This is a genomic window from Candidatus Nitrosocosmicus sp. FF01 (assembly GCF_047711275.1).
In the GTDB taxonomy this organism is placed as follows: Archaea; Thermoproteota; Nitrososphaeria; order Nitrososphaerales; family Nitrososphaeraceae; genus Nitrosocosmicus.
In genome coordinates this window covers 329,407-354,970 of sequence record NZ_JBLNIG010000002.1, presented here as the reverse complement: position 1 = coordinate 354,970, position 25,564 = coordinate 329,407, and the positions used below count along the sequence as shown (strand labels likewise).

General features: G+C 33.4%; 24 protein-coding genes and 1 pseudogene. 12 read left to right on the top strand and 13 right to left on the bottom strand.

What is annotated here, in order from left to right:
* Nucleotides 1-43: 43 nt before the first annotated feature.
* The 4 genes from ACMT7R_RS07310 to ACMT7R_RS07295 all read right to left on the bottom strand — a co-directional run bounded on the left by ACMT7R_RS07310 (nucleotide 44) and on the right by ACMT7R_RS07295 (nucleotide 4,666).
* On the bottom strand, nucleotides 44-1,771 hold the full coding sequence (locus ACMT7R_RS07310) for an FAD-dependent oxidoreductase (protein ID WP_415310963.1): 1,728 nt from the start codon (nucleotides 1,769-1,771) through the stop codon (nucleotides 44-46).
* A gap of 325 nt (nucleotides 1,772-2,096) precedes the next feature.
* Nucleotides 2,097-2,387 carry a hypothetical protein gene (locus ACMT7R_RS07305; RefSeq protein WP_415310962.1) on the bottom strand — a complete coding sequence of 97 codons (291 nt, stop codon included), beginning with the start codon at nucleotides 2,385-2,387 and terminating at the stop codon, nucleotides 2,097-2,099.
* 251 nt (nucleotides 2,388-2,638) lie between these two features.
* Complete coding sequence (locus ACMT7R_RS07300) at nucleotides 2,639-3,322, bottom strand: YncE family protein (RefSeq protein WP_415310961.1); 684 nt, start codon at nucleotides 3,320-3,322, stop codon at nucleotides 2,639-2,641.
* A gap of 306 nt (nucleotides 3,323-3,628) precedes the next feature.
* A complete protein-coding gene (locus ACMT7R_RS07295) occupies nucleotides 3,629-4,666 on the bottom strand; it encodes a WD40/YVTN/BNR-like repeat-containing protein (protein ID WP_415310960.1) in 1,038 nt (345 codons plus the stop codon).
* A 313-nt stretch (nucleotides 4,667-4,979) separates the two neighbouring features.
* Between ACMT7R_RS07295 and ACMT7R_RS07290 the strand changes: the two are divergent.
* The 3 genes and pseudogenes from ACMT7R_RS07290 (at nucleotide 4,980) to ACMT7R_RS07280 (ending at nucleotide 8,290) form a co-directional block, all read left to right on the top strand.
* A pseudogene (locus ACMT7R_RS07290) lies at nucleotides 4,980-5,848 on the top strand (DUF2182 domain-containing protein).
* 119 nt (nucleotides 5,849-5,967) lie between these two features.
* The gene (locus tag ACMT7R_RS07285; RefSeq protein ID WP_415310959.1) at nucleotides 5,968-6,606 is read left to right on the top strand and encodes a DUF1326 domain-containing protein; all 639 of its coding nucleotides are present in this window, start codon (nucleotides 5,968-5,970) and stop codon (nucleotides 6,604-6,606) included.
* Nucleotides 6,607-6,946: 340 nt separating this feature from the next.
* The gene (locus ACMT7R_RS07280; RefSeq protein ID WP_415310958.1) at nucleotides 6,947-8,290 is read left to right on the top strand and encodes a sialidase family protein; all 1,344 of its coding nucleotides are present in this window, start codon (nucleotides 6,947-6,949) and stop codon (nucleotides 8,288-8,290) included.
* 85 nt (nucleotides 8,291-8,375) lie between these two features.
* Here ACMT7R_RS07280 and ACMT7R_RS07275 read toward each other — a convergent pair whose 3' ends face one another.
* Nucleotides 8,376-10,577 carry a heavy metal translocating P-type ATPase gene (locus ACMT7R_RS07275; RefSeq protein WP_415310957.1) on the bottom strand — a complete coding sequence of 734 codons (2,202 nt, stop codon included), beginning with the start codon at nucleotides 10,575-10,577 and terminating at the stop codon, nucleotides 8,376-8,378.
* A 236-nt stretch (nucleotides 10,578-10,813) separates the two neighbouring features.
* Between ACMT7R_RS07275 and ACMT7R_RS07270 the strand changes: the two genes are divergently transcribed.
* Together ACMT7R_RS07270 and ACMT7R_RS07265 are read left to right on the top strand one after the other, a co-directional pair.
* The gene (locus ACMT7R_RS07270; RefSeq protein WP_415311655.1) at nucleotides 10,814-10,981 is read left to right on the top strand and encodes a heavy-metal-associated domain-containing protein; all 168 of its coding nucleotides are present in this window, start codon (nucleotides 10,814-10,816) and stop codon (nucleotides 10,979-10,981) included.
* A 196-nt stretch (nucleotides 10,982-11,177) separates the two neighbouring features.
* Nucleotides 11,178-11,702, top strand: a complete 525-nt coding sequence (locus ACMT7R_RS07265) for a winged helix-turn-helix transcriptional regulator (protein ID WP_415310956.1) — start codon at nucleotides 11,178-11,180, stop codon at nucleotides 11,700-11,702.
* A 28-nt stretch (nucleotides 11,703-11,730) separates the two neighbouring features.
* On the opposite strand, the gene ACMT7R_RS07260 is transcribed toward ACMT7R_RS07265, so the two are convergent.
* Nucleotides 11,731-11,874: a YHS domain-containing protein gene (locus ACMT7R_RS07260; protein WP_415310955.1), complete on the bottom strand. Its 144-nt coding sequence runs from the start codon at nucleotides 11,872-11,874 to the stop codon at nucleotides 11,731-11,733.
* Between the two features lie 408 nt (nucleotides 11,875-12,282).
* Here ACMT7R_RS07260 and ACMT7R_RS07255 point away from each other — a divergent pair, with 408 nt between their 5' ends.
* Together ACMT7R_RS07255 and ACMT7R_RS07250 are read left to right on the top strand one after the other, a co-directional pair.
* On the top strand, nucleotides 12,283-14,046 hold the full coding sequence (locus ACMT7R_RS07255) for a trypsin-like peptidase domain-containing protein (RefSeq protein WP_415310954.1): 1,764 nt from the start codon (nucleotides 12,283-12,285) through the stop codon (nucleotides 14,044-14,046).
* Between the two features lie 651 nt (nucleotides 14,047-14,697).
* The gene (locus tag ACMT7R_RS07250) at nucleotides 14,698-15,060 is read left to right on the top strand and encodes a hypothetical protein (RefSeq protein ID WP_415310953.1); all 363 of its coding nucleotides are present in this window, start codon (nucleotides 14,698-14,700) and stop codon (nucleotides 15,058-15,060) included.
* Between the two features lie 181 nt (nucleotides 15,061-15,241).
* On the opposite strand, the gene ACMT7R_RS07245 is transcribed toward ACMT7R_RS07250, so the two are convergent.
* The 4 genes from ACMT7R_RS07245 to ACMT7R_RS07230 form a co-directional block, all read right to left on the bottom strand.
* The gene (locus ACMT7R_RS07245; protein WP_415310952.1) at nucleotides 15,242-15,727 is read right to left on the bottom strand and encodes an Lrp/AsnC family transcriptional regulator; all 486 of its coding nucleotides are present in this window, start codon (nucleotides 15,725-15,727) and stop codon (nucleotides 15,242-15,244) included.
* Between the two features lie 1,208 nt (nucleotides 15,728-16,935).
* Complete coding sequence (locus ACMT7R_RS07240) at nucleotides 16,936-17,532, bottom strand: hypothetical protein (protein ID WP_415310951.1); 597 nt, start codon at nucleotides 17,530-17,532, stop codon at nucleotides 16,936-16,938.
* An 84-nt stretch (nucleotides 17,533-17,616) separates the two neighbouring features.
* On the bottom strand, nucleotides 17,617-18,474 hold the full coding sequence (locus ACMT7R_RS07235; RefSeq protein WP_415310950.1) for a hypothetical protein: 858 nt from the start codon (nucleotides 18,472-18,474) through the stop codon (nucleotides 17,617-17,619).
* 438 nt (nucleotides 18,475-18,912) lie between these two features.
* Entirely contained in the window at nucleotides 18,913-19,152 is a 240-nt protein-coding gene (locus ACMT7R_RS07230; protein ID WP_415310949.1) for a hypothetical protein, read from the bottom strand.
* 376 nt (nucleotides 19,153-19,528) lie between these two features.
* Between ACMT7R_RS07230 and ACMT7R_RS07225 the strand changes: the two genes are divergently transcribed.
* The 4 genes from ACMT7R_RS07225 (at nucleotide 19,529) to ACMT7R_RS07210 (ending at nucleotide 21,806) form a co-directional block, all read left to right on the top strand.
* Entirely contained in the window at nucleotides 19,529-20,137 is a 609-nt protein-coding gene (locus ACMT7R_RS07225) for a DDE-type integrase/transposase/recombinase (protein WP_415310948.1), read from the top strand.
* A gap of 579 nt (nucleotides 20,138-20,716) precedes the next feature.
* Nucleotides 20,717-20,866, top strand: coding sequence for a hypothetical protein (locus tag ACMT7R_RS07220; protein WP_415310947.1), 150 nt, complete (start codon nucleotides 20,717-20,719; stop codon nucleotides 20,864-20,866).
* Between the two features lie 397 nt (nucleotides 20,867-21,263).
* Nucleotides 21,264-21,494 (top strand): hypothetical protein, encoded by a 231-nt coding sequence (locus ACMT7R_RS07215; RefSeq protein ID WP_415310946.1) that lies wholly within the window; start codon nucleotides 21,264-21,266, stop codon nucleotides 21,492-21,494.
* A gap of 147 nt (nucleotides 21,495-21,641) precedes the next feature.
* The gene (locus tag ACMT7R_RS07210) at nucleotides 21,642-21,806 is read left to right on the top strand and encodes a hypothetical protein (RefSeq protein ID WP_415310945.1); all 165 of its coding nucleotides are present in this window, start codon (nucleotides 21,642-21,644) and stop codon (nucleotides 21,804-21,806) included.
* Nucleotides 21,807-22,161: 355 nt separating this feature from the next.
* On the opposite strand, the gene ACMT7R_RS07205 is transcribed toward ACMT7R_RS07210, so the two are convergent.
* Nucleotides 22,162-22,320, bottom strand: coding sequence for a hypothetical protein (locus tag ACMT7R_RS07205; protein WP_415310944.1), 159 nt, complete (start codon nucleotides 22,318-22,320; stop codon nucleotides 22,162-22,164).
* A gap of 415 nt (nucleotides 22,321-22,735) precedes the next feature.
* Nucleotides 22,736-23,152 carry a VOC family protein gene (locus tag ACMT7R_RS07200; RefSeq protein ID WP_415310943.1) on the bottom strand — a complete coding sequence of 139 codons (417 nt, stop codon included), beginning with the start codon at nucleotides 23,150-23,152 and terminating at the stop codon, nucleotides 22,736-22,738.
* 377 nt (nucleotides 23,153-23,529) lie between these two features.
* On the opposite strand from ACMT7R_RS07200, the gene ACMT7R_RS07195 reads away from it, so the two are divergent.
* Nucleotides 23,530-24,072, top strand: coding sequence for a hypothetical protein (locus tag ACMT7R_RS07195; protein WP_415310942.1), 543 nt, complete (start codon nucleotides 23,530-23,532; stop codon nucleotides 24,070-24,072).
* Between the two features lie 585 nt (nucleotides 24,073-24,657).
* On the opposite strand, the gene ACMT7R_RS07190 is transcribed toward ACMT7R_RS07195, so the two are convergent.
* Nucleotides 24,658-25,206: a dual specificity protein phosphatase family protein gene (locus ACMT7R_RS07190; protein ID WP_415310941.1), complete on the bottom strand. Its 549-nt coding sequence runs from the start codon at nucleotides 25,204-25,206 to the stop codon at nucleotides 24,658-24,660.
* Between the last annotated feature and the right edge of the window lie 358 nt (nucleotides 25,207-25,564).

Genomic DNA, 25,564 nt, shown 5'->3' with positions numbered 1-25,564 from the left:
CATTAGAACAATAGTAATTGTTATAACCTTGCAAACTTATTATTTATTTTTCTTGCAATTCGCTGTTTGCTGGTCCATTTATTACTTTTCCATTATTAAAGAATCGTGATCCATGACAGGGACAATCAAATGATTGTTCTAAGGGATTCCAAGTTACTGTGCATCCTAAGTGGGTGCATTTGGCAGAAAATGTGCGAACTTGCCCACTTTTATCTTTATAAACTGCAAATGGATTTTCTGGATCTTCTTCTATGATAGCTCCTTGGCCAGCTAAAAGCGACTCGACTAATAATTTACTTTGAGATTTATTAATTGAAGTTGGATTGTCCTCAGAATTATTGTTCTCTTGCGAAGAATTATCATCTTTTTCTCGCTTACTAACAGTTCTCGATGGATCGTACAACCATGCCCATTCATTTTGTTTTTCCAATATTAAATCAGATAATAGAATTCCTGCTATCGTCCCATGAGTCATGCCATTGCCGGAATCTCCAGTAGCGATATAGATTTTATTCTTATTTTGATTTTCATTATTCATGGGATTTATTCCTATGAATGCTAATGAATCTAGGGGTTCCATAACCTGTCCTGACCATTTAAATAATACTTTTTTAATTGGGAAACGCTGTTTTGCCCAACTTTCAAGACGACTGTGTCTTTCCACAATATCATTTACGTTACCGGTTTTATGATCTTCACCACCAACAATTAATAAATCATATCCGCCTTCGCCCTCACCGATGCCGCCTTCCTCTTCCTTATCTTTGGAACCATATTCTTTCTCTACAAAGTCGTTAGCCCTATCAAAATCAAGATCGCTTTTTTCTAATTTTTGAATTCTAACATAATGATACGGTTGAATTGTGTTTTTTGATTTTTTATCTCCTGTGTCCCAGTACAATCCTTTTGGAACAGAACCCTTCTTTATTAGAGCCCCAATGACATAAGTTCTGTATGGAATTTGTTTTTCGTAAATCTTGCTGACTTTGTCTACTATAGGAGCATTTGTTGCTATGACGATGTTCTTTGCATTGATCTCATAACCATCTGAAGTCTTTACAACAGTTTCAGAAACCTCTTGGACATGAGTTTCGGTAAAGATTTTGCAATTCTTATTTAAAGTTATTGATTTAGACAACCCTTGAAGATATTTTAAAGGATGAAATTGTGCTTGGTTAGGAAACTTGATACAAGCTCCTGTGTCTAAAGATGTCAATGGAGATCGAGGAACTAGTTCTGTATCAAGACCCGCTCTGTGTGTGGCTTCTAGTTCTTTGTCTAAAGTTTCTTTATCCTCTATTGAACTTGAAAATAGGTATCCGTCTACTCTTTCAAAATCGCAATCTATTTTTTCCTTCAGTATCACAGATTCTATAAAGTCAATGGCTTTGGTATGACTTGCAGCTGCCATAACAGCACCATCATTTCCAAACAATTTCTCAAGGTTAAAATATCTATCATCAAGGGCATGTGTAATGTGAGCAGTTGTATGTCCTGTTTCTCCACTGCCAATAAAGCCATCTTCAATAACAATAACGCTCTTACCTTCCTTTGAAAGTATATATGCCGTAGATAGGCCTGCAATGCCTCCGCCAACTATTACAATATCTGTCGAAATATTCTCTGTTAATCTATTAAATCTGAGTGGTTCTGCAATGTCAGTAAACCAGGAGGGTAATTCTACACTATTAGTAGACGATTCCCTAAAATTATCAATAGTTCGACTCAATTCTCTAAATATGATTGTGATAACAAACTTTTTATGATTCATAGGTTTTCTATATGACAGTAAAGTATTCTGATAGTGGATTAACTACAAAATAAGATATAACACGATATTTTTTGACCCGAAGGTCAGTCCCATCTTACAATAAACGAGGCAAGCATAAAAAACTGTCATATATCATTTAGACTACCACTTAAGTCGAAATAGCCTATTTATAATCTATTGGCTGAGTCATTAAAAAAATTTCATTTCTTTATGGACCATTGAGATAAACCAACAAAAGAAAAGCATTTTTGATCGCTATAATTAAAAATAGGAGCAAACTAAAACTAAATCAATTATTTTATTTTATTTTGTTCCCTCTAACGAATCAATATAATGTCCCTTCATTTAACCTTCTTGAATGTTCTTCAATACCATTTGACGTGAGTTGAAACTCATCATTACCAATACGAGAGACAAATCCATCTCTTATTAATTTATCGAGAGCAGATTCAAACTGTGGTGATTTAGATGCCTCTGCAAGTGATTGGCGTAATACCTCCTCACTGATTAATGGAGTTTGTTGATTAGCCATTGTCAGTAATTTTTCTAAAATCATTCCCTCAATCTTACTGAAAGTATTATTGCTCGAATCCTCTGAACCTTGATCTTTAGTCATGACTAGTTTAATAATCTGTCAAGATATATATTTATGAATTTTAGAGAAAGAGATATAATTTAGAATCACAAGTTCATTAAATTAAATTTACCGACTCTTAATACATTGATTGAATCGATAAGGGTTAAATCAGGTATGATGCGCCTTTCAAATCTTAAAGTCTCTGCCTACAATTAAGGAGAAATGGAAAAAGAGGACTGGTCTGTTTACATTTTATATGGTTATCGGTTGGAATTAAATATACATACGTTTTAGGATGTGGAGTTGGTCTTGGTTGTGATTATTAGTGACACATCGTTTGAATTTTCGTTGGCCACATAGATATTACCATTGCTTGGGTTGTATTTCAGGAAACTCGGACCCTTTCCTACACCAATGGTATGGATCACCTTATTAGTAGCATTATCTATCACAACGACCTTACCTTTTACATCTGTATCTGCATCTGAGTTAGGATCAGATACCACATAGATATTACCATTGCTTGGGTTGTATTTCAGGAAACTCGGACCATGAGGTATTCGTAAAGTGCTGATCACCTTATTAGTAGCACTGTCTATTGCTAATACCTGTCCTAAGTTACCTATGTATACGTCATCATTGCTTGGGTTGAATTTTAGAAACTGCGGGCTGTCTCCTGCGTCTATACTTTGAATCACCTTATTAGTATCGCTATCTATTGCTAATACCAGATCCAAGTTACTAACGTACATATTACCATTGCTTGGATTGTATTCTAAAGCATTAGGACTACTTCCTACTTGTATCGTGCTGATCACCTTATTAGTAGCACTGTCTATCACTGATATATCCCCCGAATTAAAGTTGGCCACATACATATTACCATTGCTTGGGTTGTAATTCATATTCTGTGGTGCCTCTCCCACTTTGATAGATTGTGATATCATTTGTGCCCATGCTCCGCCGGTGTTCAAGAACGCAGATGACAAAGTAATTAAGATTAATAAAATAGTATAACAAAAATATCTTGAGTTTATGAATCTAACTGTCAATTTCTCTTGTTTTTCTATACTCTCTCATAAATAGATTGATAAATTCTTTTATACAATTTCATAAAATTCATGTTCTATTTGTGAGACTTGTTTGTTCAAGATGCTTTGCATAACCTTTGATCATGTAATTATGTGGTCAAAGTTTAGTATACTTAATACGAGATTTAAAGAAATTATTAAGGATGCATAATGTGATAAGTAGGATGGTCTCACAGGACCCTCTTCGTGTCATTCTATAACTGCCAACGCCCAAGGATGTTGCAAATTGTATTCTTTATACCATGGTATATCTAACGATGTCCATGATTTTCCTGAATCTGAAGAGTAGAATATCCCTCGATTATTCAAACAATAAAATTCATCCTTATTCTTTGGATTAGATTCTACAATAGAAATGACTGTACCTTTTGGTTCGGGCAGGCCGTCAGATGATAGGATCCATTCGTTACTTTTTTCATCAGAATTACGTCTATAAACGAAGGTTTCTAAATCTTGAATGGCGTGTGATTTCCAAGCATTACTGGCTGCCGATACTACAATGTTTTGAGGATCGCTATGATTTACTGCGAGACCGTATAGATACGTATGGGAACCCAATCCTTCAACCCTTCTTTTCCATGTGTTCCCGTAATCCAAACTTTCAAAATAACCATCACCTGCGGCAGAATACAGTCTTTGCGGAGCATTTTCATGAGTTCTTAATGTATGCGTGTCATACGGTCCATCCTTTACCTTGTCTATCCATGACCTACCTCCATCAATACTTTTGATTAATGCACCAGCTTCAATAGCCAAGAAAATATTATTTTCATTATTTACATCCAATTCTATCCAACGAACATGATGTGTCCAGGGCCTTGGAGGAAATGACCATGTAGAAGACGAGGGCAATTTATTAAATTCATTAACCTTCTCCCAGCTTTTACCACCATCAATTGAGGTAAAAATTAAGCTAGGCTCCATTCCCACAAATATCTTGTTAAACTCCTCATTAATTCTCTTAATGGGACATACTGAAAGAGACATTATGCTTGAACCCAATGTATTCAAGGAAGTCTTCTCCCAGCTTTGACCTTTATCATCAGTTTTCCAAAGTCCGTTATCAAAAGTTCCACAATATGCTCTATCAGGTCTGAGAGGATCAAATGCCACACTACTAGGATTTACATTTTTTAAACATTCATGAACTTTCCATCCGTCTTTTGTAGATTCTAAAACCAGTAGAGTGGTTTGCATGGAAGCCAAAATTGTAGTAGTAGTCGTCAAGTGTTTTACTTGTATTCCTCTTTACAATACTATTTAAGATTGATTGATAAATACAAAAATATGACATATTAATCTAAATAATAATAATAATAATAACAACTAAACACTCGATTAAATGACTGAGTTGGCAAAAATGGACGCCCTATTATATCATAGAATCAAATTGACCATGAGTTAAATAACCTTGTTACCTAGTGTATTCTATGCAGTATCTCACCGGGGTGTTTTATTGGATAAATCTCAAATAATAATAGGCATTTCCCTTGTTACTATATCTATAACTACTTGGATTTTTTCTATAGACCAACCAGACATGATGCATGCCATGATGACTCTAAATCCCCTAGCAGTCACAATTTTTACAATTAGTTGGACTGTAGGAATGGCAGCAATGATGTTTCCGGCTATAATCCCTATGGTATTACTATACAATCACTTTAGCAAAAGTAAAATTGACGATAATAATGTTCATTCAAGTAGAAAGCTTAATCATGATATTGATAATTTTGAAAGAAAAGAGAATAGGCAACATGATAAATTTTCCTACTTGCTTTTATCACATAGAGTTATCAAAACCTCAGGTTTTGTAGGAACATATCTTTTGGTATGGTCATTAACGGGAATTGTGTTACTCTTGTTTTGGTCCGTACTTATGAATAATCTTTTTGTAGGGTATAACACAAAAGATTTCGCTGTCGTATCAGGAATTTTGCTTGTAATATCTGGATTTTACCAATTTAGCCCATTGAAAAAAAATGTTTAGGATATTGTGAATCTCCTTTGGCATTTTTTATGAAGAGATGGAAAGGAAACAAATTGACAGATGGATTGAAGATGGGATTATTTCATGGAATGTATTGTCTTGGATGTTGTTGGCCTTATTTTTTACTCATGATTGTATTAGGCTGGATGAATCTTTTATGGATGGGTTTGTTCGCAGCTATCATTTTTGTAGAAAAGATTTGGTCAAAGGGAATTTGGATGGCTAGGGGAGTTGGAATTATGTTTATACTAATTGGATTGCTTACAATAACAGGAATGATTTCACTAGCAACAGAAGGGAATGAGATGACAAGTACAGGTACTGATATGATCTCAATGAATATGAATAATCCTTCTCAGGAGGATAGCGAAACAAACGATATAAAACATAATACGAACATGAATATGAACATGAAATAAAGGTCAAAAATTTGACAAAATATAGTTTCTTGATCTAATTTTTCTTATATTTTATTTGATTCCATAAATATTCTAGAGAAACAAGATAATCTTAAATTTTAGCCCCTGTACTTAATCACATGACAACTAACATTCCGCCTTGGAAAGCCGCAGGAGATTGGTTTGATGTATGTAAATGTAAGATTCCCTGTCCTTGTGAATTTGCACAAGAACCTACATTTGGGGATTGCGAAGGTGTTTTAGCATATCATATCAACAAAGGTAATTATGGAAATGTAACATTAGACGAATTGAATGTATTAGCTATTGGAGCATTTGAAGGAAATATTTGGGCAGGAAAGACAAAAGTAAATCTAGGACTCTTTTTTGATGAGCGCGCTGATGAAAAACAAAGAGAAGCACTTCAGATGATTTTTAGTGGTAGAGCAGGAGGATTTATGGCAGAATTTGCCAAGTTGATAGGGGAAATTAAGGGGATTGATTTTGCCCCAATAAGATTTGAAATTTCTAAAGACTTGAGTAGTTGGAGTGCCGAAATTCCTGGAAAAGTTCTTGCAAAAGCAGTAGCTTTAGGAGGCCCAACGACTCCGCCTGGAAAAAGAGTTCAAACAATAAATCCGCCTGGAAGTGAGGTTGGTCCAGGCGCAGTTGCAACATGGGGCATAGCTGTAAAGGACGAAGTAGATACAATGAGTTTTAAGTGGCAGAGAGAGGACAGGTCTAGCAAGCATATTTCATTTAACTGGGCAGGCCCATAAGTGATTATAATAAAAAATTACATATATGATTCCTGCCTAAATTATTCTCGTGGTTGTCACAGATTGTAATACTAAAATAAAACTGGAAATGAATTTCTTATAAAAAGACAGAAATAATAATCAGATTTTCCTAACAATTATAATTATATTCTTATTTCTGGATTATATATAATAGGCAATTAATTATGATGAATTATTTGTTACTGTTAATGATCTTGCATACCCTTTTGCTTATGAACCCAAACCCAATCAAATCATAAATCTGACTACCAATTGTATACACCATTGAATTTAGATCTCAAGTTAAACTATTATTTAAGGGGGTTGAATAGTATATCTCATGTTTTCATGTAGAAAGCAAAATTATTTACTGCCTTTAATTTGCTTATTAACGATATTCTCAACTCTTTCAATATTTGTTGTAGGCACCGAAAGATTATCCTACTCACAGGTTTTAGAAGATAATGGTAATGCTAACATTACTTTTGATATTAAAAATATAAGCGATAATATCCGAGATTCTGTTTATCCTCAGACTGATTCCTCAGAAAATAGAGTATTTGTCTTATGGCAGGACAATCTGTTTGGTCAAAATCGAATGAATTATGACATATTATTAAAAACAAGTAACGATGGTGGCCAAACATTTGGTGACGTAGTAAATCTTTCAAACAATACTGGATTTTCTGAACATCCTCAAATGGCAGTAAACGGAAACAATGTTTACATAGTTTGGGCTGACAATACTTCACTCAATCGAGATATTTATTTTATCTCAAGTAACGATGGTGGCCAAACATTTGGTGACGTAGTAAATCTTTCAAACAATACAGCTGATTCATATAATCAAGAAATATCTGTATCGGGTAACAATGTATACATTGTATGGCAAGATGCTCAAAAATTTACACAAGGTAATAGTAGTATTTATTTTATCTCAAGTAACGATGGTGGCCAAACATTTGGTGACGTAGTAAATCTTTCAAACAATGCAGGAAAAACTTCTTTTCCAAAGATTTCCTCCTCTCAAGAAAATGTCTATGTAGCCTGGAATATTGATAGCGATGATAGATCAGTTGTAGGAACAAACAACATGGAAGGTGGAATCTTTTTTGTTAAATCTCCTGACAACGGCAGTAGTTTTGACAAAGAAATCCGTTTAAATACTGATGAAAAGCCTGGTGAGTTGCAAATAGACGCCAGCGATAATAACGTATATGTTATTTGGGGCTCTCCTGATCCATCAACAACTCATCATAATTCCGATCAAGCGACAACAACACCTACAAGTGAAAATGTTAACAGCAATAATTTAACAGGAGACGGTATCTATTTTACCAAAAGCATAGATGATGGCAACAGTTTTGCAAAACCGTCTTTTATACAAGGTCAATTTCTCAATCCTCTTAATGTCGACATAATTCACCACTCTAATAAATTAATCGTTGCGATACAAGCTACACCACTCAATAATACTGTCGAAGGAAATCAGGACATATTTCTCATGGGAAGTCAGGATATGGGCGACTCATTTCTTAGTGAATCCGTCAACATTAGTAATAATGCTGGAATATCTGAATGTCCTTCAATGACGGTATTATCTGCTGAAAACAAACTATTTGTCATTTGGCAAGATAGATCCCCTGGAAATAATGAAGCTCTATCAACAAAAATAAATTTGTAAATTGCAACAAATGCAATCAATCTTCTAACTATATATGATATGTAAAAATAAAATAAAATATGATAGTAAAGAAGACATTCAGACTTTATTTTTTAGGTTTATACTTTCCTAGTAGTAATGAGTTTGTAACCACAGTTACCGAACTCATAGCCATTGCTACACCTGCGAGAATTGGAAGCCACCCAAATACTGAAAGCCCAAAAAAAGGAACAAGTACACCCGCAGCTACCGGGATCAATCCTGTATTATAAGCAAAGGCCCAAAACAAGTTTTGTTTTATTTTTAAGACCGTTTTCTTTCCTAGGTCTAGCGCAGTTAATACATTGCGGATATCGTTCTTAACCAAGATAATGCCTCCAGTTTCTTTGGCAACGTCAGTTCCAGAACCTATCGCAATTCCCAAATCAGCTCTAGCCAAAGCAGGTGCATCATTAATCCCATCTCCAACCATTGCCACAATTTTATTTTCCTTTGTCTTTAAATCATCTATAACCTCTTCTTTTTGATGGGGTAATACCTGTGCTATTACTCTCTCTATTCCAATTTTGGAGGCAACGGCCTTGGCAGTTCTTTCGTTATCTCCTGTGAGCATTATTGGTTCGATATCCTGATTTCTTAACATCTCTATCACTTCTTTTGCTCCCGTCTTTATGATATCAGCGATAGCAATTATTCCAGACAAGCGTTTATTTATCGAAACTAACACGGTTGTTTTACCTTCTTGTTCCAGCTGCGAAAGCCTTGTTTCTACAGCATCATTCATCGCTATATTATAGTCATACATCATTTTTCTATTTCCTATCATTATCTCTTGGTTTGAGTATGTAGCTTGAAGACCATGTCCTGCTACTGCTTCAAATGAATCAGGAGAGACTATTGCTTTAAATCCTTCTTTTTTTGCTTTAGCTATGACGGCCTTAGCTAATGGGTGTTCAGACCCAGATTCTGCTATAGACGCTAATCTTAACAATTCAAGATTATTTGTCTGATCAAGTGCTATGATATCGGTAACAGACGGTTTTCCCTCTGTTAAAGTTCCAGTTTTATCAAATACTATTGTATCAACTTTACTTGCTATCTCAATATGTTCACCGCTTTTAAACAAAATCCCATTTTCAGCACCTTTTCCAGCACCCATCATTAAAGCTGCAGGAGTCGCTAATCCCAACGCGCAGGGGCATGCAATTATCATTACGGACACAAAGGCTAGTATAGAGTAAGTCAGTCCCGCATTTCCGATAAAATACCATCCAAGAAAAACCCCAATTGCTATTATTATGATTGCAGGAACAAAATACTTGGCAACTTGGTCAACCATTTTTTCTAGCTTTGCTTTCCCTGTTTTAGCCTCCTCCACTAAAGTGATTATTTGGGACAAGACTGTATCCTGGCCAATTTTGGTAGCTCTTACTTTTAGTAAACCGTTTTTGTTGATGGTAGCTCCTATTACCTCATCTCCCTTAACTTTGTCTACAGGTATGCTTTCACCTGTTATTGCAGATTCATCTATGGAAGAAGAGCCATCAATTATTGTTCCATCCGTAGGAACTCTTTCACCTGGTCGTATGACCATTAAATCTCCTTCTATGATCTCTTCGACAGGAATTTCTATCTCCCTAACTTCATTGGAGACTAGTTTCGTATTAGGGCTATCCAAAGAATTAGTACTTTCACCAGGGTCATTTTTTTCACTTGTTACAGTTCTTAGTACTCGAGCGGTTCGTGGTTTTAAGTCCAGCAGCTTTCTTACTGCATTGGAAGCTTTTTCTTTTGTCTTTGTTTCTAGCAGTCTTCCTATCAGAATCAGAGTAATTATTATTGCAGCCGTTTCAAAATATACAGCAGTAAAAGGAAAGTATCCTGGAAATATGGTAACTATAGTACTGTAAATATAAGCAGCAGACGTGCCTATTGCGATTAAAGTATCCATGTTCGAAGCTTTAGCCTTGACGCCATCCCAAAATCCTCTATAGAATCGCAAGCCTATCCAAAATTGAATAGGAGTTGCTAAAACCAAGAGTATGAAATTAGTATACCCCATCATGTTCATGGGTAAAAGATGACCCACTTGTGGAATCATATGGGGTAGACTGAGTAAAACTATGGGTATGGTTAAGGCTATGCTTATAACAACATGAATCTTTAATTTTTTTAAAGCCTTCTCAGGCTCAAGAAATTCATTTAGACATTGAGATGAGCAAAAATAATAAGTAATTCCGTCCTTTTCATGATGAATCGAGCTTTCCTCTTCTTCTACAAACATACCGCAAATAGGGTCTTTTGCCATGTCATAAATAGCAAGAGAACATATTTAACAACTGGGCTTTACAAATGTAAAATATTAGGATATGATATGCCTAAAGAATGTATTGGGCACAATTACAGATTTTACAACCTTAAGGTGCCTTTTCATACCTTTTGTAATCAAAGTATTATATAAGTAAGCATGAGTTAATGGTTGTTGCCATTATACGAAAAGGCTCATCTCAAAGTTGTTGGGATGTATTGTACAACCTGTAACCCATTGTAGAAAAGCAACTAAGAAATAATAAAGGTATCAAGAAAATTGATATAAATTATGTGAAAGACAGTGTAGTTGTTGAGTTTGATCCCGTTGTGACAAACATTAAGGAAATAAAAGCAGGTTTAGAAAAGTCAGGTTACACATTCATTAGGATCCCCAATTTTTGACCATGGGCAAATCAATCAATATGGTGTTATAATTATTCATATAGGTCGATTATGATGATACCACATATTAGTATTTACATGAATCAAAACTTATAATCCATTTCCTCATATATAGATATTATCAGTAATTTCTACAAGATCTTTACAAATGTAAAGGATATATATACCGTTATCGATTTATAGGATTGATAGTTTCATGCCACTTGAACTTGACGAAATTGATGTATCAATTATCAATTCAATTCTAGAAGACGGTAGAAAATCATTCAGGCAGATTTCGAGAGATACAGGAATAACTACCCCAACAGTTAAAGCCAGATACGATAGACTCGTAAATATTGGATTTATCAAGGGTGTTTTACCAATTTTTGATTTTGAGAAAATAGAATCAGGGGAGGGGAAAGAAAAGCATTTCATCCATTTAGAGAACCTCAAGGAAAATGTAAAGAGGAGAAGAAATATTCTCAATAACTATCAGAATAGTAACTTAAAAGAAGAAATACGGACAATTAAGAAAAAAATTTCAGATGGTTTAGCGATAAATATTGTTTGTGATTTTTGTGAGGGACCAGTCCATGATAAACCTAAAATTCTGAAATTTGCAAATATTGAAAGATTCTTTTGTTGTAATTCATGCAAATCAGGTTATAGTCAGAAATACCGTGGTAGAATAGAGTCAATAAAAAGAAAATATGAGGGCAAACCTGAAATTGATGGATAGGATAGGGTAGGATAATTAGTTTGTTGCTTCAATACCCATATTTTGACGGATTTTGTTCAAACTGCTGTTTACACGCTGCAGAACACAAATATATTTTATTACCGTCAACTTCTGATACATGTTTTGCAGTTTTTTCGTCTACATTCATATTACAAACTGGATCTTTTGCCATGTGGTACAATAAGCAATAATATATTTAACTATGAGGCTTTACAAGTGTAAAATTCTCACACTAAAGTTTTAGATCGTCATTTAGGATTGTACCTGTATTTGTATTTTCTTTTTATCTTCGATATTTTCGTGCATTTTTAAGGGAAATAAACAAAATATATCTATGTAGTGAGTTTGCATTTTATGAATCGCATACAACATATCCGTATTGTTTAAAAAATCTACATTACTTGTGGAATTGAATTTCAGTGTATGGAGAGAGTCACATATTAGATAAGTACATTTTAAATACGATACTTTACTATTAAACTCATTCATGCCATTTAATACAAAGCCAAACGATGGGCGGAAATTTTGGATGTCTTTTGTTGTAGTCACTGTAGTGATACTATATTTAGGCTTCTACTTAGTGTCGACTATAATTAATACCGAAACCTATCTCTTTGATAATGCTTTTGCGCAACAACAAGCATTATCAAATATAACTAATAGTGATAACAGTTTTATGATAGCAAATAACAATACGTTATCATCAGGTAATAGTTCGGATAATTCGCCAGAGGAAGATTTAATTAAACTTTATGATAAAGTGGATCAGTCTGTAGTGCAAGTTACACAAGATTCAAACGTACCTGGTGCATCTCGCTTAGGTTCAGGTTTTGTATATGATAAAGAGGGATATGTAGTTACTAATTACCATGTAGTGGCTGGAGATTCTGTCAATAAAGAATTTGATGTAACCTTCACTGATGGAACTGGATATAAAGCTACTGTAGTGGGTGTAGACCCCTTCGCCGAAATAGCTGTTTTAAAGATTCCTCTGGAGAATAATACGGAAGTCATGAAAAAACTAATCCCATTACAGATAGGCGACTTTTCTAAAGTGAATGTCGGACAAAGGGTTGCTGCTATTGGTAATCCTTTTGGGTTGTCTGCATCGATAACTGAGGGAATAATAAGTGGCCTAGGAAGAGTACTTCCAGCATTGCCTTCTGAGAATAGTCCGATACCACTTGTTGAAGATACCCCGGCTTTTTCAATTCCAGATATAATACAAACTGACGCGGCAATAAACCCGGGAAATTCCGGTGGACCATTACTAAATATGAGGGGCGAAGTTATAGGAATCAATACTGCTATTTTCTCCGCTACGGGTGTGTATTCTGGAGTAGGTTTTGCAATTCCCTCGTATTTGATCCAAAAAGTGGTTCCTTCTATCATTACTACGGGTGAATACCAGCATCCTTACTTGGGAGTATCTGGAACGGATATAGATTCAGATATTGCAGAAATGATGAATCTTAAGAATACTACAGGATTCTTAGTAATACAGGTTACCTCTGGAAGTCCTGCAGAGAAAGCTGGAATACGTGGTGGTGCAATATTGACAGAAATAGAAGGAAGAGAGGTAGAACTCGGAGGAGATGTAATCGTAGGAATTGATGATAAATCTATTAGAAAAATAGATGATTTACTTTCTTATCTGGATAGAGAAAAGAAAGTTGGAGAAAATGTTACTCTTACCATTATAAGAAACGGACAAGTGCAAGAAATAGGTTTGACTTTGGCAGCAAGACCAGATTCTACAATTTCAGACGATGAAACTATGCAAGAAATACAAAACAATAGTCCATCTCTTGGAATAACGGGTATTAATGTTACACCTGAAATAGCCTTACAAATAAATGTACCATCTAACATCGTTGATGGAGGAGAAAAAGGATTCTTAGTTATTGATGTCCTTAGAAATAGTTCAGCTGAGGATGCAGGAATTAGAGGCGGATATATCAGCTCCAACATTAATGGAAATCAAATAGAACTCGGAGGAGATATCATAATTGGAATCGAGAATGTTACCATAGGGTCGGTAGAGGATATTAGAAAAGCACTTTCTACAAAACAAGTAGGGGACACTGTTCAGCTTACAGTATATAGAGATAATCGCACAGTTGAGATTCCTGTTACATTAAAGGAAGGTTCTGAGTCGGATCAGGTAGAAAGTCTTCTACCACCGTCTTCTCCATTTTCACCTTCGCCTTCTCCAAATATCCCAAGAGACGACTCTCCATTCCAACAACCCTTCAATCCATTTAAAGATTTTAGTAACGATATCTACAACCAATGTGTTGAAATAGCAGGAAAAGATGCATGTGACAGACTATTTGGAAGATAGGAATACCCCGACCTATTTTTTGCTCCGGCACTTAGTCCAATTTCATAAAAAGTCTCTGTTTTTTAGAAAAGCAATAAACTGCTATGATAATTATTCCAGATCATCATCCCACTTGACCTTGACCTTGCTTTCTATATGTCAATAAATATCCATCAACAGGTTTAATAACAAAATCCTAGTTTAGAAGTATTAAAGGCATCAATATCTTTGAGGCGTCGCCAGCTTTAGATATGTGGTTTTCAAGTCTCATGCTTTTGTGCCTACAGTCAACAGAACAAGTAGTTGCGATTCTATTGTTTTTTTCTATAGATACTTATCACACGAATGTAGCCTTTAATACTATTTCTCTAGGATACCTTAAAACTTCGTAACTATAGTTAATAAACGATATTCATCTATCCTTAAAGGATAATAAAATAATCATAGAATCAATCATTTTACAATGTTTTATTCTCTTTAAATTTGATGTTATAATCTCAGCCAGCCAAACAGATTCAAACAAAAGGGCTTTATAACTTTGCTCACAAATTAAACAAAACACAATATTGTTTCATAAGACCAGATTAGTAGCATTGTCATCTAGTTAATTAACTGCCAATTTGTTTATCGACAAAATACTGTATAAGGGATATGTGGGGGTTATATAATTCTATGAACATACATATTATGGACCAGGAAAAAAGCGAGCAAATTTCACAATTTGGTGGGACAGAAATCCAAATAAATGAAGTAATTAGTCAACAGGATGCTATAGAAGGTCGGAAGAAGAAGGAAGTTAACGTACAAGGTTATTCTCATGTATTACGATTAACACAACTATTAAAGAATGTAAGGTTTCCAGCTCCAAAAAGTAAGGTTTTGCAACAGGTAAGACTCAGTGAAGACTTTGAAAATAAAGAAAACGTCATAAAAGCAAAAGCATTACACGATTTGGAAGAAAGATCATATAATAATATTTCTGATGTTACTATTGCGGCTGGTCTGGTCCATAATGTAAAATTACCGTCTTTATAAAGCGAGAATTCTTGGTTACTTATGTTGATTGAACATATTAAATTCAAATAACTGAGGTTTGTTGAGAAAATTATATTGAATTAATACTTTTCTTTTCTCTTAGAAAATAAAAATATCTAAAATTCAAAGTCGAATCACTGAATCATAATTGATATATGTATGTATGTCCAGAATCCTGCTGCTACGCTAGTCCTTGTACGTTTAAAACGTTAATTATGTTCTTATTTCTTTTTAATGGACTCTGATAGATTCTTTCAGACCACACTATTCTCTCCACACCTTCCATTTTTCTTATGGCCGAAATTAAATTCAATAACTGCTTACCTTCTTTGTAAATTACATTGCCAAGAATATCGGAATTGCCTATATGAATTTCCACCGATATTATTTGATCCAAGTTGTGTATTTTTTTTGCTGTTTCTTCGATATTTCCGTTTCTTAAATATACATAAAGCAAACCTGTTTTGAAACCAAACTTTTGATAGTTTATTTGAATATCGGATGTTATATAGCCTGTAGATATTAGATTTCTAACCCTTCTCTGTGCTGTAGAAAGAGGTATTTTGAGTGTCAGTGAAATCTCTTTGTTATTTTTGCCTAATATCATTAAATCCATAATTTCAATATCAGTTTGATCAAGTCTTTTACCTAGTTTGTTTTTAAGCATGATTTTACGCCTCGTTACCCCATTAGTATTTATATTATTTAACCAGGTACATGATGCTCTCATTTGATAAGGATAGATTATTTTGATTTAATGGAGTAGTAATAGTCGTCAGGGTTTTACTATTACTATTAATATTAATATTAATGAATAATATGCCTAAAATATTGAGTCTTTGCTGAATAGGTTCATAATGATATTTACAGTATTGTCTCCCAATACCTCTATCATTTTTGAAAAGTGTACATTGGAAACAAAGGAATACGACATTAATTTATTCATAAAAAAGAACAATTCTTCTGAATTTTGATATAGTCTTTATACAAATCTCATTTGCCTCACCTTTGACTCTCATAACTTTGATCATATTTTTGGTAAAATAAGATTTTGTACAGAGCTGACTTACAAGATAATTTACTTTGTCTTCTTGAATATTTGCAAATACATCTGCAAACCTAAAGTTTAATCCCAATATCCTAAAGTCAAGAATGTATTTTTTTGCACACCTTTGACTCTATGAGTCTTCTTTTTTTATGGGTGATAGAAAATGGGATTTGAGATTTTAATGAGATTTCTAGGGTAGTAATAGAGGGGTCTTTTAAAAGCTCTTTAATAATAAATATGTCGAACTTGTCTGCCATTATGAAGGTGGGAAGGCGAGAATTAGATTGATAATCACTAATGCTATTGTCGTTACCAATATCTATCGCTGGAGTAGTGGTATTGTCTTTTACTATTTTGAAGCCTCTATTAGGCAGATTTCTATGGGCATTCTTTCTTGTTGAATGTTTAGGATCATATTTTCCTTCTGAATATAACGTTTAAGTTATCAAAAGATTCTATTTTTATCACAATGTATAGATATTAAGAAGATCATGACACTTAAGCTTATAATTGGAGTAAATTTTGACACGAAATATCAAATTCTTATTCTGGATTCAGAATTTATGTTAGTAATGTGAAATAGATCATGAACTTGTAATTACGTTTGTGAATTACATCCTAAAATAATGGAATATTATGTCAAATATAATAATGACTATTACGTAATAAAATCAAATCAATTCACAAATAAAACATTGAGTAACAGATCAGATCAGATCAGAACATCATTATTTCTTCTTACACAACAATGTGCGTCTCTGCGATGTGGTAGACCTACTATGTTGTTATATCATATTATGTTATAACATACCAACTTTAAATACTGACTATTTCTCCTGACTTGTTACTTTTTTAGTCAAGAAATTATTGATTAAATCTATTTGCTTTTGTTGGTAGAAAATAATCATCATAAACAAAGATATGTTTTTGAAATAACTGGATTGTGATTTCTTATTAATGTTGGAATAATGAATTGAATTTCTATAATTTCGATAACAGTCACTTATCATATTCAAAAAAACAATTTCATCATCTGCGCTTAAGGATTCACTGAATCTTTTCAGGTCATGAATCATCTTATTGTATTGTACATTAGACATGATTTCAGATTGTATTGTTATTATCGTAGGGTCTTGCAATATTTTTTCTTCAAATACATCCGATTCAAACTTTGTGCATCTATGCAACAAATCTTTACGTATTTGATTTATTGATTTGAAATTATTAAAAATAATGCTAAGAATTATGGATTCAATTGTAATTGGGTTAGATAGGCTTGATAAGGCATGGCAGTATAATTTGGGAATCAAAAACAACTTGTTGAAAATTTGTTTATCTTTTTTATTTAGTTCTTTCTTAAAATTTGTCCACTCCAACCTTTCAATATCTATTAACATTCTAAATGAGGGAATAGAGCGACCCATTAGATTACACTTGATTTACCATTATTTTTTTGCCGCCGCCGCCGATATCGAGTCTGTAATTATGTTAAGAGAATGCAATTCTTTTCAATTAACTGTACATGTCACTTGGTTTATAGAGTGTGAACGCGTTAACAATTCTATTTTAACTGTTTTCTCTTTTTTCTCATAAACTTGTTTTATCTTGATAGCATTATCAAACTTGGATACTAGAGAACAACAACAACTACTGCTACTTGTCATATTTTCAACTTCATTGCAAGTTAGAATTACAAAATATTTTTCTGAAAGGCTAATCAATATATCTATTAATTCGTTCAATATACCAATATTATCTTCTATCCCGTTACTTGATCTGGAGTTGCTATTATCTTTTGCTTTTTTTATAGAATATGAAGAAGAAACAAGTGTATCAAACAAATCCAGTAAAATAATCTGTATTTTGTTACCCAGCTGACTAATGAACTTTGGTAGTTCATTGACTATTATATTGGCCAGCTGATAAAATGTAAAGGCTCTTGCTATTGTGATACTGTCTAATAGAATGTTAATATCTATCTCTTTCTCTATTGCGAGTTTAGTTAAATTAAGATAAATTGATCCTAAATTATTGCCATTTCCCGCATCTATTAATATAGTCCTTTTCTCTTTGGATTTATTACTACCAGATCTTGAATCAAATACCAGATGATAACTAATACAAAATTTAGCTATAATGTGATGCAAAAAATTGTTATTGCCATGGATTTGGTTTTGAATACAGATATTCTTCTTATTTGAAAAAGATAGTAATTTGTCAATTTCAGGAATTTCAAACAATTTCCTGTTTATATCGTTGAATTCATCAAATGCATTAATAAAAGCATTACCTGCCAGATGTTGCTTCTGATCGTATGATCTATCAACTACTTGCAAAGTATTCCATGCTCCTTTTGTGGCGATCAAGTCAATCTATTTATATTCTGTTGGCAATAATTTTGTCTTTTTATTGGTTTTATTGTTTTTCTCGTTATGTTTGTGACAGGTAATTCTATTTTTAATTTTTTAGATTTAATCATACAAGTATATGTTAAAACATGTTTATAAATATTACACAGTGTAACACATGTACATATAGTGTACTACTAATAACGTACTGAAGACAAGAAAGCCTTACCGATTTTTCAATTTCCTTTTCCAGTAGCCTTTGTTCTGTGTCTCGTGTTCCATAACAAAGTATCTAAGAATTAGAATATGCAGTGGATTAAACAAACAGTGGTTAGTATCTATTTTGTAAAAAACCTTATGTTACTATTTGCGTCAACAAGATATGTGGTGAGGGTTACTAATGGTTTGCCTTAATTTTAACCATCGGTTCTTTTTCGTTAATTTGTAAAGTCAAAGTCAAATATTTACATATTCGATAGCAATTGCATCATCGTAATTTGATAAATTTAGTCTTTTTAGCAAGACTTCGAGTTTTTTATCGCTATCGATCTGCCTTCTATCTTTGATTGCAACATACCGATTGCTAAAATTTTGCTTCAAGTCTTCATAGTTTTCATAAAACCATTCAAAATTTTCTCTTATCTTTTCGAATTTAACTATATCTTTGCTAGATTCTGCTGTAGTTGTTGCAATCATAGCATGTCAGGGTAAACTCATTTATGGTATTTTGTTTAATAAAAATTTTATGGTCAATTAACTACCAGATTGAGAGGATGGCTTTTATTTTTTTCTTCCACTTATTCAAAAGCCTCTTTTGCAGCCCTTGTTAATTTCTCCTTTGACATGTTTTTCTTATGGGTTGCAACTTCCCAAATATGCCCAAAACTATCCTTAAGTTGACCATACCTGTCTTATACGAAAGGATCTGCTAAGGGCATTATCACTCTGGTGCCGGCTTTATATGCTCGATCAAAGATCTCACCCCCATTCTCAAAGTACATGTTAAGAAACACCCGATTGGGCTCTGTTCAGTTAAGAAAAACCTATAGCTTGAAGACGTCTTATTTCATATGTGTTTACCAGAAATAAAACGCCTCCGGAATACGTCTATCGGGGCTTGTATTTGTATTTTTCAGGGCTATCTCTTAGGAGAACATCTGAAAGATTATCATACTGTATCAAACGAAATCATGTCACTATCTGGAACTGGATTCAAAAGTACCAACCTAAGATTATCAAGACAAAACAAAGACGAATATGTGAATTCATTGTAGATGAAACATTGCTTAAGGTAGGTTCAGAATACACATGGTTATGGGTTGCAATAGATGCAAAAAGTAAGGAAATTCTCGCACTATCTATCTCTAAAGAGAGAAACATGTTTGTTGCCGAACGGTTTCTGTTAAACATAATCAGAGACTATGGAAAGCATCCAGTTTCAACAGACGGTGGTGGTACTTGGTACCCCATGGCTTGTCAATTCCTTAAATTAGAACACCATCTCCATTCCTCCTATGAAAAAAGTTTGATTGAAAGAACAATACAATACATAAAGGATAGGACAGAGAATTTTGATGATTACTTTCCCTGCAGAATAAAGAACTGCAACCTAAAACATGTAAAAAACTGGTTGAACCTGTTTGTCGACTATCATAATAAGGAATTAAAACCTGTTAACTGAACAGAGCCCCCGATTGCTTACAACTGACTTGCGGAGCCGATTTTTTAGCCTATAGATACATACTTACTACACATTTCAGTGAATTTGACGGCTAGCATAAGTTTGAATTTTCTTATGGATATTACCACGTGAACTATTTTTTTCTTTACCTTCTTTTCTAGGGTTTGTATGACGTTCTATGATAGCGCCGAAAACATTCCTGTAGAATTCTATGACCTCTACATTAATTATTGCAAAAATGTATGGGTAATACTTTCATACCCCTTAGAGATAGGGGCAAGATTCGTCCTTCCTCTCCCTCTTTCCCTCTCCCTCTCCTTATTCTTTAAGCCCATGAAAGGTTTCAACAATGATGCTCACTTGTTAGTTCATAATTATTTTTGATTCTATTACCATCCTAAATCTTACTCACTTGATAAGCGATGAGCTAATTTTCTAATCGAAAACTTTGTATGGCTAAACAGTTTTTAGCCTTCGTGTTATGATCCCTATAAACAGCGTTGAATAATTTTTATAAAAACTGTATTCTTGGTTTGCACAAGGTATCAATGTTAAAAACTATGTAGTCTCATATTTTTTATGGTGAAAAATATATTACCGGTATGTGACATATGTGGTATTTCTGTTACTGATCTTGTGGAGCCAGAAGTAAAAAAAGAAGGTCAGATTAAAGAAGGTAAATACATTGACAATGTATGGATCTGTGTCGACTGCATGAAAAATAAATAAAATTACATACTTATTTTAACTATCTAAATACATTCTTGACAATTATCTCAAAAAATACATAACATGAACTACTACTTATTAACTTGTATTTCTTTTTTTAGATTGTAAAGGCAACAAAAAAATATACCGTAAATTTGTGATACTCATCTGAATATTATTACTGGATCAAAATTGAATTTCAATACATCGTGAATGAAATAGTTAATTTTTTTTGCTGTTAAGAGGTTATGATAGGAAATTCTAAAATGCTATTTGTGAAAGTTCTAATCAACTGGATGAAATACGAGTGGCCGCAGTAGCAGAAGAAGCAGTAGCAGTAGCGAATCTTCAATTCTTTTTAGTCAAAAACCCAAACTAAAATCAAAACATAAATCCTTTGTCTTTGTGAATGAAATGTATGACGTATAACGGAAAGATAGGTGATTTGGTTAGCCACGTGATGATTGTGGGCTGTCCAAAATGTGATCAAAAAGAAAATTTTCAGGCTACAGTAGCAAATAGGATTATTGATCAATCTACTGCAGTAGAAACCATAGAAGAGCTTGGAATGGGTAATTGGTCGATCACTTGTGGTAAATGCGGCTATAAGATATCGAAATTAGAAGAGATTTTTCGAGATCAAAAATAAAAGTTCGCACTATTTGATTAGAGCCCATAGATTATCCAATTAGTTATTTTAATTCGGCTACATATAGTTTCTAATTTCAATTTAGTAATGGCTGAACATGTTGCAGACAGAACTTCTAAATAATAGCATCATTCATTAATTTTGCCCATGTCGCTAGTAATATTCACTGAATTTACCATGGTCATCTTCTCTTTAGTTCCATTGGCATATGCTCAATCAGATAACATAGTGTCCATTGTTTCAGATGCTTCTAAGCTGGGAGATAAAGCATATGGTCCAAGCCCTATAAAGTATATGATCCAAGCCCTATAACAATAAGTCAAGGAGATATTGTAGTATGGGTAAATAATGACTTTGGTATATACACACAGTAACAGAAAATAACAATATATTTAGTTCCCAAGATCTCAGACCAGATGAAACTTTTGAATATATGTTCGATAAATCTGGTAGCCTGGATTACCATTGTAAATTACATCCCACAATGATAGGAAAAGTAATTGTAAATCAATTCTTTTATCATTGCCTATTTCGAATGCAATGCAAACCTGCTGCTGGGTGGCAATCTAATTATTATTCTACCAAATTAAAAGAATACAAATCATACTTGCGTATCTCGATTCTGCAAGTCTGCTAAAAAAAATAGGATTTGGTGAATAATATCTTCTTAATCTAGGGCGTCTCTTATCTTTACTTTGGCCTTATTCAATGTTTCAGAACTGGGCTTTCCTTCTGCGTGATCCTTGGCTGTTTGTGCCTCGGCTTCAGCATCCTGAGCTGCATTTTTCATTTTCTTTGCAGCATCATCAACAAAGTTATCTGTCATTAACCATAATTAGTTAATATTATTTATATACCCTATAAGATCCTTTATTAGGTATTAAATTAGTAATACATATTTTTTATTATCATAGGTGAAGTTTCAAATTCTAAAGAAGTTTTACTATAGTTTGCGACCTCAAATTCTTTGATGCAAAAATTACTTTATTTTATGATTCAACGATGATACCAAGACTAAGCAAATTTTTGTACATCTTTATTTTAATTATGGTAGGATAGGTGTGAAAAATATGAATTTTATTATAGTGCTACAGTGTGTTGTTTGCTAAAAACAGGATAAAGGGAGATAAGATGTCCAAATTTTAACCACATTTATCCTGCGATTTTTGAATACGAGGAAATTAGATTGAGCATTGCTTATACTTAAGTTTTTTTATACAATTTTCGATTTTACCTAAATCTTAGATAGGTTGAGCAAAAGAAAGTTGAAATCCGTCAGGTTCGCGCATATGAAAGTATCGTTCATTCCATGGTGCATCCACAGGTTCATTTTCAAGTTGAATTAAATTGAAAATTGTTTTGTTGGTCTTAAAATAAGTATAGAGTCTATCAACATCATCGGTATAAAAAATAATTCTACCAAAATTATTGCTATTGTTATCATGATCTAAATCATCATCACGAGATAATAATTTCTTTAGTTCTAAATTCAAAAATGAAATGTTATTGTATCTACCAATCTGATATGTGGTAAAAGAATCATTCGAAGTACCACCGTATGTAAGCTTGAAACCAGGTATTTGGGAGTAAAAACTGCATGAGCGTTCCATATTTTTGATTATTAAGGTCACAGCGGATATCCTGTTTACTTCACTCATGATTTACTAACATGTTGACTATTTACAAATATATTTTACTATATTGTTATTTGCCGTCGATCCTAAATTATCTAACGAATTTGAGCATGCTATATATGTATTAGGACGGTTTCTTAAAAGTGAAGGAATGGCATACTGAGAATTATATAAGATCCTACAGATACGAGTCACTATATCGAAATCAGAATAGCTGATATATGGACCGATCATCTTCGTCAGGATGAATATGTTACCAAGAACCTTCAAGTAATGGAAAATAGCATCCGGGAACTAATAAAGAATTGTCCCCAAACAAATCGTTTACTATCGTCGTTGCAATACGTATGGGTCTATTCAAGAAACTAAAATATAATAACATTACGAGGTAACAATATCATATGACAGATGATGTACACAAGACAAAATGGGGCAATCGATTTATCATTACTGCTATAATTCAAGGAGGCATTATGACGTCGCTAGCATTAACAATGGTGGCGTCTCAATTTGTTTTTGCAATTAACTTTGACATGATACAGTTTCTATCTTTATCTTTTGAAGGTCCTGCTAAATGGTTTTTCCTTGGGATAGTGTTTTATCTTATTTTTATAGTTGCCATAGCAGTTACTGCCATTTTTTACATACACTTGGAGATTAATCTTAGACGACAGATTTCTGGCTTGTTAAATGTATTGGCCTGGATACATCTTATTGGTATGAACATTGGAGGTCCCTTGACAACTTTGCTCATGATATTTGCGGGATTATCGGGCTCAGGTGTGTTATCTGTATTTACTGAAGGAAAAATAGGTCCTCAGAATATTGATGTATTGAACGCACTAACTACTCCCATAGCCCTTTCAATAGGAATATTAAGTATAGGTGTTATTTGTGGTGGCTTAGCATATGTTCTGACTTATTTCAAAGAAAAAAGGAATTGATCTTTTATGTCGACTCATGCTCACTTTAAATGGTAGAGGTGGCAGATGATGCACTAACTACTCCTCTCATATAAGGATGAATACTGCAGTAGTAAGAGTAGTAGTAGAATATCTTTGGTTTATCAAATGTGTATCTATGGATTGATTATTGTTCACCCCTTTGACAACTAATTTAGCTTTAATTGAAGTGTTCTGCCAATTCCATAGCCTAATTCCAGCTTTGTTACAATCATTATGTATTGGCTAATTTCATCAATAATTTTTGATTTGTTCATATAGATACTGTCTCTCAAAAATACTTGGGCATATCTAACTGATTATGAGATTCTAATAGTTTAAGAATTGTCGAATTTATAGTTCTCATCTTCTTTGTCCATAATTTTTGCTTCATTCCGGTAAATTATGGATTGTTCTAGAGTAAAATAATCGCAAGTGAAATATTTTCATAGTCTGTTGACTGTGATTTGAATGTGGACCAAGATTTAGACAAAGCTCGCTCTGCCACAAAAAAAAGGTTAATAATATAATAATAAATTCCTAAAACAAGTAAAGGCGATAGATTATTTACATTTCAGCCTGTAAATACTATTCGGAAAGATTATTCTGTTGATTCAAATATTTTTCATATTCTCTTAATATTTCTTGTTGCCTATCCTTATGAGGAATTATTTTGCGTAATAATTTGACTTTTTCCAAAGCAATTTCCAAGCTCATCTTTTCTTTTTTCATTAAATATGCCGTGACTAAGGTTCCAGTCCGTCCATGGCCAGCATTGCAATGAATTAAAACCGGCTTATCCTGTTTAATATGTTGATCCATATAATCAATTGTATTAATCAAGACATCAAGGTCAGGAGCATCATGATCATCAACCTTAATGTGTAGATAATCTATTACTATATTTTTATCTCGATTCTTCTCTGTTTTTGAAGTTTCAAAATATTTTTGAGGCAAAGGTTTTTCTCTGATGGTGATTATGCTTCTGATTCCTTGCTTTACTACCCATTCAAATTCCTTGTGTGTTTTTACAAGACCAGAACCTGCAAGTTTCTTATTAATAATCCATGAAAAATTGGATGGTTTTTTAAATATTCTACCATATATCCATCTATAAAAATCACCCGTTTTAGCCATCTATATTTTGTATAGCATACTATGGCTTATATCCATCAAGAATTTAATACTATTTATTAAATTAGAATCCAATGACAATAGAGATGATAACTCAGTACTATGACCCTGTGAAGCAACTCTGTTTATACATTGTAATTCCCAAAAAGAATGCCCTTCTCTTCAAAACTGGATGTCGATCCAAATGTAGCATATAACAATCTATCAACAAATTTAAGGCTAACTAAGTTCTAGAATTGATATTCGTATCCTATATCTATGATTTCCTGAAAAAGCTCGTATATGTATATTGAAACCGATTTATCTGAAATTGCATGTCCGAAATGCTACAATAATAACAATGATAATTTAGAGATATTAC